The sequence below is a fragment of the Brevibacillus sp. YAE8 genome (assembly GCF_057543335.1).
Window position 1 is genome coordinate 45,114 of sequence record NZ_BAAIYG010000019.1, and the last position, 13,796, is coordinate 58,909.

The window sequence follows — 13,796 nt, forward strand, 5'->3', positions numbered from 1 at the left end:
TTCAGCAAGCCCTAATAGCCAGTGAGAGAGAGCGGGAGGGGTAAAATGACAATAAAAAAATGGATGCCACTAATAGCGACAGGGATACTGATTTTGTGTATTTACCTAACTTTTTTGCTGGGTGTTCTTTAAATGGTGTTTCAACCAACTGGTCAGGGGAAATAAAAGTGACAGCAATTAACCGTAATGTAACAACTGATAATTTGAAGCTTGAATATAGGGTTAAGGAGTTACCTATAAGTTTAAAAAGTATAGAAGTAAATCTATCTGAGGAACTAGGTCTTAATAAAACAATCAAGTATCACAATCCATACCAATACAGTGATACTGTTTATTTAATGACACTTGATGGAGGAGAAATGGATGCTTGGGTTCTTCCTGTTTGGAAACTCCGAAGTAAGCTTTCCAATGCATATGTTACAATCATTTGGGATGACACAAAAGGAATAGAGCATACGGAAACTATTAAACTGAAGTAATCGAAAAGGAAGCTAGGTTTATGAGCTCTGGGGGAAAAGGTTAACTGTATTAAAATTATTCAAATTCTAGGCCCACGTTTATTTTTAAGGCTGTTTTCGTAAACTTTGTGGCTTCTGAAGGAGAAAAATAAACATTGTGATATAATAAAGATATAAAAATAGTAATTGTATAAAGGTTTGAATATGATAAATTAGGAATAACAAATAACTTTCAGGAGGTGAACCCATTTGAATAAATACAGTATTTTTTCACTTGCTACTTTGGTAATCTTCATTGGTTTGTTTTATACAATGTTGAGTGGTGTGTCGTTAGGAACATTCGGTAAGCCATTTATTATTTCGATGTTTCTGTTCCCATTATTAGGAGTTTTTTCGGGACTAAAAGCCAAAAAAGGCATAATGAAATGGCTACTAATAATACTTAACATTATTGCAATTTGTACAATCGGATATATTTCATTACTTGCCAATGGTATTGCCGAAAATTGATGCAAGACGGGTAGCATACGCTATCCTTTTTTTATGCCTTATAAAACAGACCTTAAAGAATTGACTGTGGTGTTGGTCGATTTTTGACACGCTGAAATAAGCATTTGCTCAACACGTTTTTCAAATGCCAAATACTTGCCTAATTCAAGCCAACGGAACAGTGTCAATTTCTTCAGCTCTTACACGACCTGTTCCTGCTTTTCGAGCAATCACACTACCGTTACGGTCTTGTGCAACTACAACAGCAATTTTAAGGTTGGAAATTCCTCTTTTTTCGTCTTTTTCACCTCGTTTCTTGGATTTTCTATGAGTGATTTCTCTACCTTTCATAGACTCACGAAAGAAGGTTTCGTCACTCTCAACGATACCTTGCAGTTGATTAAAGCCAAGACTTCCTAATGCGTTCAAGATTTTATGCCTCCAATAAAAGGCAGTAGAAATGTGTATTTGGAGTTTTTCAGCGATTTTTGGTAGGGTATATCCCTCTACCATTAATTCAATGTATTTCACCCATTTTTCAGGGTATCGAGAGCCTGAAAATGGCGTATTTGTCAGATCATTGAAAGATTTTCCACAATCATTACATAGATAGCGTTGTCTTGAGCGATAGATACTGTTCCGTTTAACCGATGTACTACCACAATGGACACAACCCAAGAGCGCGGGAGACGGCGCTCTGACGCTCGCGGCCCCGGGCAACGAGCCAGCCGACACGTACTTGTTTGACCCGCTGGACGCCGCGCCTTATTTGCTCGATTTGTCCGAAAACGAAAACAGCGTGCCGGAAAATTACCGGGAGGTCGAAAAGCGCCCGGACGTGCTAGTCTACACCTCGGAGCCGTTGCAGGAAGAAGTCGCGATCGCGGGAGAAATCACGGCTGTCCTGTACGCGGCGAGCTCTGCGCGGGATACGGACTGGCTGGTGCGCGTGAGCGACGTCGATGAAGAGGGCAACTCCATCCGGCTGTCGGACGGAATCATCTGCGCCCGCTACCGTCATTCTTTTGCCGAGCCGAAGCTGCTTGAGCCAGGCCAGATTGAGCGCTACGAAATCCGCATGGGCAAAATCGCCAACGTCTTCCAAAAAGGCCACCGCATCCGGGTCTGCGTCACCTCCGGGGCGGAGAACTTTTCGTTCCCGAATCCGAACACCGGGACAGATTTGGCGACGGAAACCGAGACGGTGGTGGCCCGGCAGCACATTTACCACGATGAACAGCACCCGAGCCACATTCGCCTTCCTTTGCTGCCGAAAAACAGGTAGCAGGCGGCACAGGCACAGGGCGAATTTTCGCCAGCACATGCCAATCATGAAACAGCGGCTGCCAGCAAGTTCGGCAGCCGTTTTTTCTCGTGCCAGCATACGTGCAACTAAGGCTGCGCCAATGGCTTGGTGCAGCCAAGTTTTCTGATCTGATTATGCAAAAATGGGTTGCCGATGCGCGATTGCATAGATGCTACGGCAAAAACGTTTCGAAACAGGGGTGAAAATAAACTGAAATTGCTAAAAAATCAGACTTGGTACAAAATATGCAGAGGACAACTTCTCGAAAAAGGAGAGTAACCTAGCAAAAGAACTGGGGGATTGATCTATGGAGCATCCGACTGCACCAACGCTGAAACGCTCGCTTACCTTGAAGCACATCGTCTTTTTCGGGCTGGCTTTCATGGCCCCGCAAACGTTTTTTTCGACCTACGGTGTTGCCGTACACAGCACAAACGGGATGATGCCCACGGCGTATGCGATCGCGCTGATTGTCATGCTGTTTACGGCGTACAGCTATGCGCAACTGGTAAAAGCGTTTCCGAATGCGGGAGCGGCCTACACGTTTACGCAAAAAACGATCAGCCCGCACGTCGGCTTTATCGTCGGCTGGACGATCATCATCGACTACATGTTCAGCCCGATGATTAGCTCGCTGCTCATCGGCATCTCGCTGTCCGCCTTCTTTCCTTCCGTCCCGATGTTCGTCTGGATCGTTTCGTTTGTTGCCGTCATTACGGCGGTCAACATTCTCGGGATCAAGCTGGCAGCACAGTTCAATACGTACATGCTGTTTTTGCAACTGTTCGTCTTCCTGCTGTTTTTCGTTTTGGCGATTTACGGACTGCAAAACGGCAAGGGGGCAGGGACACTGTTCTCGACGCTGCCCTTTTACGATGCAAAAATCAACGTTCCGACGCTTTTGTCCGTCGTTCCGCTGCTCTGTTTCAGCTTCCTCGGTTTTGACGCGGTGACGACGCTTTCGGAGGAGACGAAGGACGCGACGAAAACATTGCCGCGAGCGATTTACATGATTACGCTGATTGGCGGGCTGCTGTTTATTTCCGGCTCTTATTTCGCGCAACTCATTTTCCCGCAGTATCAGTCCTTCCAAAATCCCGACTCCGCTTACTTGGAGATTGCCGCGTACATCGGCGGAAACGTGTTTACGAGCATTGTGATTGCGGTCGGGCTGACAGCGGGTTTTGCCTCCGCCGTAGCGTCAGGCACGAGCGCCTCGCGCATTTTGTACGCGATGGGCAGGGAAAATGTTTTGCCGAAAAAAGTGTTTGGCTATTTGTCGCCGAAGTTCCGCACGCCGATTCCGAATATCGTCCTCATCGGCGTAGTCGCGATGAGCGCGCTGTTTCTCGATCTCATGACGGCCGTATCGTTTATCAATTTCGGGGCCTTATTCGCCTTTTTCTTCGTCAATCTGGCCGTGATTGCCCATTACTACATTCGCGAGAAACAGCGATCGTTCAAAGGCACGATTCAATACTTGCTCCTGCCGCTGATCGGTGCGGCGCTCATCGGCCTGTTTTTTGTCAAGCTGGACAAACACTCCTTGCTGCTCGGGGGAAGCTGGCTGCTGATCGGCTTTCTTTATCTGCTGGGGCTCACGAAAATGTTCAGGCAGCCGCCCCCTATGCTCACTGTCGACGAGGTGCACTAAAGGCGTACGGAATGAGGCAAACGTTTTTTCACAGCAAACACGATCTGGAGAGGATGGATATTCATGACCAAGCAAACAGCCGACCTGATTGTATCGAGCAACGCCGTTTTTACCGGGCTTTCCGACCGCCCGGAGCCTGCCGCCATTGCCATCGCGGGCAACCGGATTATCGCGGTTGGCTCCAAGGAAGAAATCAGCAAGTACGCAGGGGAAGAGACAAAACGATACGATTTTCAGGACCAGCTCGTCATGCCAGGGTTTCACGACTTCCATCTGCACGTGATGCACGGAGCGGTGATGATGGAAAGCGCGATGCTGTTTTCCGCCCGCTCCGAAGCGGAAGCGCTGGAGATCATCCGCGAATTTGCGCAAGCGAAGCCGAATGAACCGTGGGTCATCGGCGCGGTCTGGGATGCCGGCTACTGGGACACGCAGCGACTGCCGAATCGCTACTCCCTCGACCGGGTTGTCCCCGATCGGCCTGCGATCATGTTCCACGCCGAAGGCCACTACGTCTGGGTGAACTCCAAGGCGCTGGAGATTGCAGGCATCGACCGGAACACGGAAGACCCTGCCTTCGGGATTATCGGCAAAGACGAAACCGGAGAGCCGGATGGCCTGCTGTACGAAAAAGCGATGGGGGCCGTCGTCAAGCACGCCTATCATTTTACAAAAGCAAAGAAGCAGGAGCTGTTCAAAAACTTCCTGGCGCACGCAGCGAGTCTCGGCGTCACTGCCGTGCACGACCTGTTCGCCACAGAATCGATGGATATGCTGACGGATTACGAGCTGTTCAAGGAGTTCGAGAACACAGGGGAGCTGACGGCGCGGCTTCATCTCTGGCCTGCCCTGGACGGCGACCTGGAGCGGGCGAAAAGGCTGCGGGAGACGTACCAGTCAGACAAGCTGCGAGTGTCGGGCTTGAAGCAGTTCATCGACGGCGTCATTACGGCGCGTACCGCCTATTTGCTGGAGCCGTACGCCGACCAGCCGGATACGCGCGGAGAGACGTCGTTTCCGCCGGAGACGATCAAAAAATGGGTGGTGGAGGCCGATGAGGAAGGCTTTTCCATTCGCTTCCACGCCATCGGAGACGGGGCGATCCGGCTTGCCTTTGACGCCTACGAGGAAGCGCAAAAAACAAACGGCAAGCGCGACTCTCGCCACTCCATCGAGCACGTGGAAGTCATCCACCCGGACGACATTCCCCGGTTCAAGGAGCTGGATGTGACCGCTTCGATGCAACCCGACCATTTTGCCATGTCCGAGCGGGGCGTGTACACCGAGCGCATCGGTTTGGCGCGGGAACCGCATGTGTTCTCCATCAACACGCTGCAGCAGGCCGGAGCGAGACTGGCGTTTGGCACAGACTTCCCGATCGACATATTGCAGCCGCTCTTGCAAGTGTATCGCGCCGTCACCCGCATCGACAGCAGCGGGGAAAACGTCTGGCATTCGCATGAACGGATCTCGCTCGCCGATGCGCTCAAGGCGTACACAGCCGGATCGGCATATGGGACGTTCCGCGAGCACGAGCTGGGTACTTTGGAGGCGGGCAAGCTCGCTGACATCGCCGTCCTGGAGCGCAATCTGTTTGCCATCCCGGTGGAGGAAATTCTGGATACGAAAGTGCGGCTGACGATTTTCGATGGAAAGGTAGTTTTTGAGCAGGCGGAAACACTCGTCGAAAAGTAGGCGGCCATCCCCAACGCAAAATCCCAATTTCTCGTTATCCACGCGAGAGATTGGGATTTTTTTCGGGCTAACGCATTCACATTCAGGAGTGGTGGCGTTCTTCTGCTGCGGCCTGCGCTTTTGTTCGGTGCACCGTTCCGTGCGGATGATGGGGCGGCGCGTAGATCGTGTACAGTTTCAACGGCTCGTTTCCGGTGTTGATGATGTTGTGCCACGTTCCTGCCGGGACCATCACGGCATAGTCGTCATTCAGTCTGGCCTGATAGTCCAGCCTGTCTCTTCGCGGCCCCATTTGCACAAGCCCGTGGCCCTCTTCGATGCGGAGGAACTGATCGGTGTCCGGATGGATTTCCAAGCCAATGTCTCCGCCCACGGGAATACTCATCAGCGTCACCTGCAAATGCTTCCCTGTCCACAGGGCGGTGCGATAGTTTGTATTTTGCTTCGCAGCTTCATCAATGTTGATCGCCAGTGGATGAGGGCCGTAGTCTTTCAGCTCAACGCGATTCCAGCCGCCCTCCCAGCTTGCATGCCAATGGGAGTAGGCCGGAAGCCAGTAGTGCTCCCAATACGGCTGATTCCAGTTGACCGGCATGGCGGCGGGATGCCATGGATGGTGATAATACGATGGGTACATCGTGTTGCTCCTTTCGTGGGTTTTGCTCTCCCTGATTACCATATGCGGATGCCCATGTGTGTGAAAGCCCAAAAATCGAAAACAGAGCAGAGCGCACAGGCGATCGCCGCCTTTTCGTCACCGCCTGGCGTTTGCGAAAGTCGTTGCCTCATCGCTTGAGAAAGTCGCTGTCCCCTCGCTTGAGAAAGTTGCCACCCCATCGCTTGCCATTCCCACGCTATTCCGATGGAAGCATGCTCGCTATCTCTCGCAAAAAAGCCGCCGTATTTTTGCCGAAGAACTCTGCCAAGCTGCCCTCCCGCATTTATTGCGCCGCCGCCGAAGCGCCGTCCAGCAGCACAAAATTGTTGATGTAAGTATCTGGCCTGGAAAAGAGCAGGGTGATCGTGCGGGTGGCAAAGTCGTAGTAATACAGGCCGTTCAATGCTCCGGCGACAGGGGCCAGATGCTTGGGCGGGTTTTTCACAGTCCCAGCGAAGTAAAACCCTTGTTTGTCAACAGACAAGTACATTTCCTCGATTCTCCCCAACTCGGGAAGGTCCAGCTTCTCTTTTTTGCCTGAACCCAGGTAGTGCAAGTAGTTCTCCCGCTGTTTATGGACCATGGGCGCACTTCTGACCAGCGCTAGCTTCGCATCCTTTGAGACGGAAAAAGAAGGAATCACTTCTCGGGCCTTGTACAATTCCCGCAGGGCATTTCCGTCCAGATCGTACTCGACAACGCGGTGCGTGGCGGCCACGACGTCATCTGCCTGTGTTTCGTTTGCCTTTTCCATGTTTTTACTGCTTTCGGCAAAAGAATACAGAGTCGCGTACAGTTTGCGGGTAAACGGGTTATAGGACAACGATCTGGCAGACGTATCGTGATCTTCGGGCTTCATCCAGTACGTAAGCGTGTTGGCGCGCAAGTCATAGGAGGCGAGCTGGACAACGTCTTTCCGTTTTTCCGCGGTCGCCAAAATCACCTTGTCGCCCGTCGGAATGATGGAATTGATCGCAAACAGATCGGTGGTCAACGTTTCTTTCCGCTGCGTCGCCAGGTCGAGCTTCACCAGTTGGTCTGACCCGGTGGCATCGCGTTCCGCATAAAACAGCGCCCCGTTTTGCAGGTCGACGGCGCCGAGCGGGTATTGGGCGGTATCGGGCGTTTCGATTACGTGCTGTACGGTCTTGGTATCGAACTGGTAGGTAAAATACAAATTTTTGCCCTGCTCGGTTGTCGCCGTGATCGACAGGTAGGGAGAGACGGGTGGCGGTGGCGGCAGGGGCACAGAGACAGTCTCCGACGCGGGACCTGTCGTTTGCGAACACGCGGTTAGTCCTAACAAGCCTATCGCCAATACAAGGATGCTGCGAAACAAGCCGTTCATTGGTTGTGCTCCTTTCTAAGCATAGTCCCCGTACGGGTGGGCAGGGGGGCATATTTCAACTTCGTTTTTGTTGACGAAGAGCTTGTCTCTGGATAAAGACGCAGGAAGTTCGACCGCCGTCACAGAGGACGCCAGCCGGATTGCCCGCGAAAGGTCCGCCCCAACGCCAAAAGCCGCTGCCAGCCGCCCCGCGAAAGGCACGCCCTAACACCAAAAAGTCGCTGCCAGCCGCCAGCGAAAGCCCCGCCCCGACGCCAAAACCCCCACCCCAACACCAAAAAGCCGATGCCCAACATCCCGGCATCAGCCCAAAGATCAATCATCCACCTAAAGACTTGCTTACAGATTCACCCCGAGTTCAATCAAGATCATCATGCCTAAACAAAGAAGAGAGCGCTTTCTGCAAAAAGCTCGTGACGACGTCCTCGTCTTCTGCATGCACCGCAAGCGGCTGCACCCAGCTATGATTGTGCGCAAGGTCGTCGGAAGAGATCAGGGCGGCGCGCATGTTTTGCAGCGACATGACAATGCTTTTGCCGTCGAAGTGCTGGGAGTAGAAAAAGGCAAAGTCGTAGCGATGGTGCTCCGTGGCGAAGGTGACAAAGCGCGAGAGCAAATTTTCCGATTGATCGTACAAATATTCGAATTTCATGAGCAGCTCAACTCCTGATAATAGTTTTGGCTAAAGCGCACTGGCTGGCTGACGGTCAGCGCAGAGCGAAATCAAATCGCTTCCTCAAAGTCGATGACAGGCGGCTTTTTCGTGAAAAACTTGGTGCCGATCAGCAAGTAGCCGATGCCCGCCAGCGTCCAGAGCAGCCCGAGCGTCAGGGCATGGCTGTCCAGGTTGTACCAGAGAAACGCGACGAAGCTGGTCCCGCACAACGGGGCAAGCAAGTAGCGATACGTATCCGCCAGGGAACGCCGTTGGTTGCGAATATAGTAATGGGCGATGACGGAAGCGTTGACGGCAGTAAAGGCGGTCAATGCCCCAAAATTAATGAAGGCGAGCGCCGTCTCCAGATCGAGGAACAGCGCAGCAAGCGACACCGCCCCGACGAAAAACACGTTGCGAGCCGGGATTCCTCTCGTTGGATGCAAGTGGCCGAACAACTTTTTCGGCAAGACGTTTTCCCTGCCCATTACGTACAGCAGGCGGGAAGCGCTCGTGTGGGAAGCGATCCCGGAGGCGAGAGCGGCGGTAATGCTGCCTGCCACGAAAACCGCATAAAACAAGTCTTGTCCGAGAATCATCGACATCTCCGGCGAGGGGGACTCTGGGTTTTGGAACTGGTCGACAACCGGAAAAGCGAGCTGCGTGAAATAGGAGGTAGTAATGAAAATGACGCCGCCAATCAATGCGACGAGAAAAATGCCGCGCGGAATCGTCTTCATTGGATCGACCGCTTCTTCCGTATAAGTGGTGACCGCGTCAAAGCCGAGAAACGAAAAGCAGAGAATGGCCGCTCCGGTCAGCAAGGTGGGAAAAGAAATCGCTTCGCCGTAAAATGGCTGGATCGTGAAGGCGCTCTCCCCGTTTGCTGCCGCACTGATGTGCGAGATGCTCAAGCCGATAAAGACGACGACCACGATCACCTGAAACACGACCAGCAGCGTGTTGAAGTTGGCCGTAGACTGAATACCGCGAAAATTGATAAAAGTAGTCACCGCAGCAAGCAAAATGCCCAAAATCCAGCCGGGAACCATCGGGAAGGCGGCGGATAAATAAATTTTGCCCAAAAGCACATTGATGACGGGCAGAAACACGTAGTCCAAAAGCGACACCCAGCCGACCAGAAAGCCGATGTGCGGATTGATCGCCTGGCGCGCATACGAGTAAGCCGAGCCGGCGACAGGGAACACCCGCACCATTTTTCCGTAGCTGGATGCGGTAAATAGCATCGCTGCCAGCGCGAGAATGTACGCGGTCGGGACGTGGCCCCCGGTTTCCTGGCTGACGATCCCGTACGTGTCAAACACAGTCAGAGGCGTCAAATAGCCAAGCCCCAATACGATGACTTGCCACAGCTTCAAGCTTCTTTTTAACGTGGGTGCCGACGTTGAATAATTCAGGCTTTTTTCCATGACCAATCCCCTTTGCGAGTGAAATGAAAGCGTTTAACATTCAGAAGTCGCTTCGTCCAAAAGCAAGCTTCGATCAACGGCCTGTTACGAGCAAAAGCCAGTTCCTATTCGATCCAGTCCTCCCGCCGCCCGGCTGCGGAGTCTGGTCGCATCGTTTTTCCTCATGTCATTTGCCCCCCTTGCCAAATCGGTGGTGATGCGACTGTTTGCATCAGCAACTGTAAGCAAGGGATGTGCCAAAAGCGAAAGCAGCCCGCAGTCCGGCTTTTTCGCTCACGAGCAAGCCTAATCGAAGACAATGATCCATGCAAAAATTCATCGTTTACCCAAAAATGCATAAAGCGAGAAAGCGCATGCCAATAAGAAGGCACGAGGATCGCCGTTTGGCACACGACTTGCTAAAACAGCAGAGGTGTAGCAGCAAAACGCAGGACGCCCGGGTCATCATTCAAGGGGTTGGAAACGTCGGCAGCTACCTGGCGAAGTTTTTACATGAACAAGGAGTAAAAATCGTCGGGATCGGGGACGCCAATGGCGCGATCTACGACGAAGCTGGCCTCGACATTCCGTACTTGCTGGAGCGCCGCGATTCGTTTGGCGCGGTCACCCAGTTGTTTGCCGACCGGATCACCAACCAGGAGCTGTTGGAGCGGCCGTGCGACATTCTCATTCCGGCGGCGCTGGGCGGACAGATTACGGCGGAAAATGCGGGGCGCCTGTCGTGCCGGATCGTCATCGAAGCAGCGAACGGGCCAACGACGGCAGAGGCCGAGCGCATGTTGCAGGAGCGGGGGATTATCGTCGTGCCGGACATTTTGGCCAATTCCGGCGGCGTGATCGTTTCTTATTTTGAATGGGTGCAAAACAACCAGGGCTACTACTGGGATGAGGCGACGGTCGACAAGATGCTGCGCGAGAAGATGGAGGGAAGCTTCCGCAAGGCGTACGAGACAGCAGAGCAATACAGCATCGACATGCGCAAGGCCGTGTACATGGTCGCCGTCAAAAGGCTGGCGGAAGCGGCACGCGTGCGGGGCTGGGCGAACTAAGCGGGGAAACACGGGCATAAAAACAGCGGCAGGAGCGTTGCTCATTCGGGCGGCGCTCCTTTTTCGCGATCAGACCAGGCAAAAGCGGTTATGCAAAAATGGATAGATCATGAAAAAACGAATAGAAAACAGCCTGCCTTTCAACGTTTTCACGAAAGATAAATTGGCATAATTTTTGCAATAATATTTCAATGAACGCGCAAGGAAGGAAACAAGGAGTGGTTACAAGCGATGCGAAACAAGCTTTTCCTCATTGCTGTCCTGCTGTCCATGATCCTGTTGCCGGCTTTCGCCCATCCGGCGAGCTTGTTTGCAAAAGGATACAGGCAGCGTTGGGCAGGAGCTGAGGGATAGAGAGGCACTACGGTAACAAAGCCAACTGCCCGTCATCTTTGCCAAAAAGTCCAACGCTGTAGAGAAGAAACAGACGATTCATACCCGACAACCTACAAACGGAGGACTGAAACTCATGCAATATCCACTTTCCCCAGATGTAAAACCGGAGTTTTGCACGACAGGCACTTTCATGCGTCTGCCGTCCGCGCGAGAAAATGCCAAGGTAGCGATCATCGGACAGCCGTTTGACACGGCGGCGTCCTTCCGCGTCGGAGCGCGCTTTGCGCCGCAAGCGATTCGCCAGGCTTCGATGACGCTGTTCCCTTACCATCCGACGCATAAAGTGTACCCGTTTGAAGACACCAAGGCGATCGACATCGGGGACGTCCCGGTCATCCCGCACAATATCCACCGCAGCTACGAGCTGATGGAGGAAGCCATGCTCGACCTGATGCAAAAAGGGATCGTGCCGATCGGCTTGGGCGGGGATCACTCGATTACGCTGGCCTCGCTGCGGGCCGCCAAAAAAGTGTACGGCCAGGTCGCGATGATTCAGTTCGACTCGCACACGGACACGTGGGATACGTATTACGACGAAAAATATTGGCACGGCTCGCCGTTTATCCGGGCGCATGAGGAAGGGCTGCTTTTGCCGGACAAAGTGTTTCAGGTCGGCATTCGCGGGACGCTCAACCACCCCGGCGATCTCGAAGCGAGCTACGAGCTTGGCTACAACGTCGTCACGACGCAAGAGCTGCGCAACCGCGGCTGGGATGACGTGCTTGGCGAGATCAAGGCAAAAATCGGGGACACGCCGTGCTTTTTGACCTTTGACATCGACTTTGTCGATCCGGCTTTTGCTCCGGGAACAGGCACGCTCGAAGTAGGCGGCTTCACCAGCCACGAGGCGCTGCAAATGATTCGCTCCTTGACCGGCCTGAACTACATCGGCTTCGATCTGGTCGAGGTGCTGCCTCCGTACGACCCGGCACAGATCACGTCGCTGTTGGCAGCTACGCTGATTCACGACTTTGCCGCCCTGGTCGCCCTGCAACAAAAGCAGGCTGTGAGCAAGTAATCCAGCTATTCATTTTTGCATAATCTATGAATTTTTGAATAGATCATTCGTGCAGGTGATCCGGGTTTGCGCATGTGCACGGGCGCATCCCGGATTGGCACGAGAGTTGCTTTAGGTAGTTTACGTGAATGGATACAGCGGAAGGAGAGGATTCGTTGCATGATGAACCTGAAGATGTACATCAACGGGGAATGGGTAGACGCGCAAAGCAAAAAGACCCGCGAGATTGTGAATCCCGCTACGGGGGAAGTGATTGCCCTCTCGGCAGAAGGGGACGTGGAAGACGCCCGCCATGCCATTCAGGTCGCTCGCGAAGCATTCGACAGCGGCATCTGGTCGGAGCTTCCGGCAGCAGAGCGCGCCCGCTACCTGTTTAAGATCGCCGACAAGCTCGAGGAGCGCGCGGAAGAAATCGGCAGGCTGGAGACGCTGGACAACGGCAAGCCGCTGCGCGAGACCGCTTTTGACGTCGCCGACGCGGCCGCGTGCTTCCGCTATTACGCGGGCCTCGTTACCAAGCCGGACGGGCAGACCTATCACGTGGCAGACCCTGTGCAGGCGATGGTCGTGCGCGAGCCTGTCGGCGTATGCGGCCTGATCGTGCCGTGGAACTACCCGCTGCTCATGGGCGTGTGGAAGATCGCGCCTGCATTGGCCGCCGGGAACACGATCGTCTTCAAGCCGTCTGAGGTCACCCCGGTCACTGCGCAAAAGCTGTTTGAAATCATAGAAGAAGTAGGCATCCCGAAAGGCGTAGCCAACATGGTGCTGGGCGCGGGAGCTACGGTAGGCAACGAGCTGGCGGAGAGCCACCTGGTGGACAAAATCTCGTTTACAGGCGGCACGGCTACCGGACGCAGCATCATGCGGGCCGCTACAGGCAACATCAAAAAAATTTCCCTCGAGCTTGGCGGCAAGTCGCCGAACATCGTGTTTGCCGATGCCGACTTCGAGACGGCTGTCGATTACGCGCTATTCGGAATTTTCGCGAATCAAGGCCAGGTCTGCTCCGCCGGATCGCGCCTGCTGCTTGAGGACAGCATCCACGACCGCTTCGTCGAGCGGCTGGTGGAACGGGCGAAAAAAATACGCGTAGGCCGCGGCGACGATCCCGCTACCGAGATGGGGCCAGTCGTCAGCCAGGCGCACATGGAAAAAATCTTGCACTACATCGAGCTTGGAAAAGCAGAAGGCGCCCGTCTGGTGTGCGGAGGCAACCGCTTGACGGCAAACGGCCTGGAAAAAGGCTACTTCATCGAGCCGACGATTTTCACCGATACGACCCCGTCCATGAAGATCGTCCAGGAGGAAATTTTCGGCCCTGTGCTGGCGATCCAGCGCTTCCGGGACGAAGCAGACGCCATCCGCATCGCCAACGATACCGTCTACGGACTGGCGGGCGGCGTGTTCACTCAGGACGGCGCCAAGGCGATGCGCGTCATCAAGAAGCTGCGCGCCGGGATTACGTGGATCAACTGTTACCATCCGACGTACAACGAAGCGCCGTGGGGCGGCTACAAGCAGAGCGGCATCGGCCGCGGTCTGGGCACGTATGGCTTCGAGGAGTACACAGAAGTCAAGCAGATCAACATCAACCTGCACGTACAGCCAACCGGCTGGTTTGAAAACTAATACGACAA

The 13,796-nt window shown here is 53.6% G+C and carries 12 protein-coding genes and 2 pseudogenes; 9 read left to right on the forward strand and 5 right to left on the reverse strand.

The window, feature by feature from the left end; genetic code table 11:
• The first annotated feature begins 59 nt into the window (after positions 1–59).
• Entirely contained in the window at positions 60–479 is a 420-nt protein-coding gene (locus AC27IT_RS19355; RefSeq protein ID WP_026558163.1) for a hypothetical protein, read from the forward strand.
• A 228-nt stretch (positions 480–707) separates the two neighbouring features.
• Positions 708–968 carry a hypothetical protein gene (locus tag AC27IT_RS19360; protein ID WP_005830473.1) on the forward strand — a complete coding sequence of 87 codons (261 nt, stop codon included), beginning with the start codon at positions 708–710 and terminating at the stop codon, positions 966–968.
• A gap of 156 nt (positions 969–1,124) precedes the next feature.
• Here AC27IT_RS19360 and AC27IT_RS19365 read toward each other — a convergent pair.
• Positions 1,125–1,625 (reverse strand): annotated as a pseudogene (locus tag AC27IT_RS19365) (IS1595 family transposase); the annotation flags it as partial.
• On the opposite strand from AC27IT_RS19365, the gene AC27IT_RS19370 reads away from it, so the two are divergent.
• The 3 genes from AC27IT_RS19370 to AC27IT_RS19380 all read left to right on the forward strand — a co-directional run bounded on the left by AC27IT_RS19370 (position 1,582) and on the right by AC27IT_RS19380 (position 5,602).
• Entirely contained in the window at positions 1,582–2,232 is a 651-nt protein-coding gene (locus AC27IT_RS19370; protein WP_487092053.1) for a CocE/NonD family hydrolase, read from the forward strand. The pseudogene AC27IT_RS19365 and the gene AC27IT_RS19370 overlap by 44 nt on opposite strands.
• Before the next feature lie 328 nt (positions 2,233–2,560).
• Positions 2,561–3,907, forward strand: coding sequence for an APC family permease (locus AC27IT_RS19375; protein ID WP_005830467.1), 1,347 nt, complete (start codon positions 2,561–2,563; stop codon positions 3,905–3,907).
• A 63-nt stretch (positions 3,908–3,970) separates the two neighbouring features.
• On the forward strand, positions 3,971–5,602 hold the full coding sequence (locus AC27IT_RS19380) for an amidohydrolase (protein WP_026558166.1): 1,632 nt from the start codon (positions 3,971–3,973) through the stop codon (positions 5,600–5,602).
• A gap of 82 nt (positions 5,603–5,684) precedes the next feature.
• Here the strand turns inward: AC27IT_RS19380 and AC27IT_RS19385 are convergent, their stop codons facing one another.
• The 4 genes from AC27IT_RS19385 to AC27IT_RS19400 all read right to left on the reverse strand — a co-directional run bounded on the left by AC27IT_RS19385 (position 5,685) and on the right by AC27IT_RS19400 (position 9,693).
• Positions 5,685–6,239, reverse strand: a complete 555-nt coding sequence (locus tag AC27IT_RS19385; RefSeq protein WP_007784420.1) for a cupin domain-containing protein — start codon at positions 6,237–6,239, stop codon at positions 5,685–5,687.
• Positions 6,240–6,543: 304 nt separating this feature from the next.
• Positions 6,544–7,608, reverse strand: coding sequence for a hypothetical protein (locus AC27IT_RS19390; RefSeq protein WP_487092047.1), 1,065 nt, complete (start codon positions 7,606–7,608; stop codon positions 6,544–6,546).
• A gap of 358 nt (positions 7,609–7,966) precedes the next feature.
• Positions 7,967–8,260 (reverse strand): SAV0927 family protein, encoded by a 294-nt coding sequence (locus tag AC27IT_RS19395; protein ID WP_007784416.1) that lies wholly within the window; start codon positions 8,258–8,260, stop codon positions 7,967–7,969.
• A gap of 71 nt (positions 8,261–8,331) precedes the next feature.
• Positions 8,332–9,693 carry an APC family permease gene (locus AC27IT_RS19400; protein ID WP_487092048.1) on the reverse strand — a complete coding sequence of 454 codons (1,362 nt, stop codon included), beginning with the start codon at positions 9,691–9,693 and terminating at the stop codon, positions 8,332–8,334.
• Between the two features lie 428 nt (positions 9,694–10,121).
• On the opposite strand from AC27IT_RS19400, the pseudogene AC27IT_RS19405 reads away from it, so the two are divergent.
• The 4 genes and pseudogenes from AC27IT_RS19405 to AC27IT_RS19420 form a co-directional block, all read left to right on the forward strand.
• A pseudogene (locus AC27IT_RS19405) lies at positions 10,122–10,742 on the forward strand (Glu/Leu/Phe/Val family dehydrogenase); the annotation flags it as partial.
• A gap of 231 nt (positions 10,743–10,973) precedes the next feature.
• Positions 10,974–11,096: a hypothetical protein gene (locus AC27IT_RS19410; RefSeq protein WP_255320452.1), complete on the forward strand. Its 123-nt coding sequence runs from the start codon at positions 10,974–10,976 to the stop codon at positions 11,094–11,096.
• 115 nt (positions 11,097–11,211) lie between these two features.
• Positions 11,212–12,156: an agmatinase gene (speB, locus tag AC27IT_RS19415; RefSeq protein WP_007784404.1), complete on the forward strand. Its 945-nt coding sequence runs from the start codon at positions 11,212–11,214 to the stop codon at positions 12,154–12,156.
• A 159-nt stretch (positions 12,157–12,315) separates the two neighbouring features.
• On the forward strand, positions 12,316–13,788 hold the full coding sequence (locus AC27IT_RS19420; protein WP_005830453.1) for an aldehyde dehydrogenase family protein: 1,473 nt from the start codon (positions 12,316–12,318) through the stop codon (positions 13,786–13,788).
• Positions 13,789–13,796 lie beyond the last annotated feature (8 nt).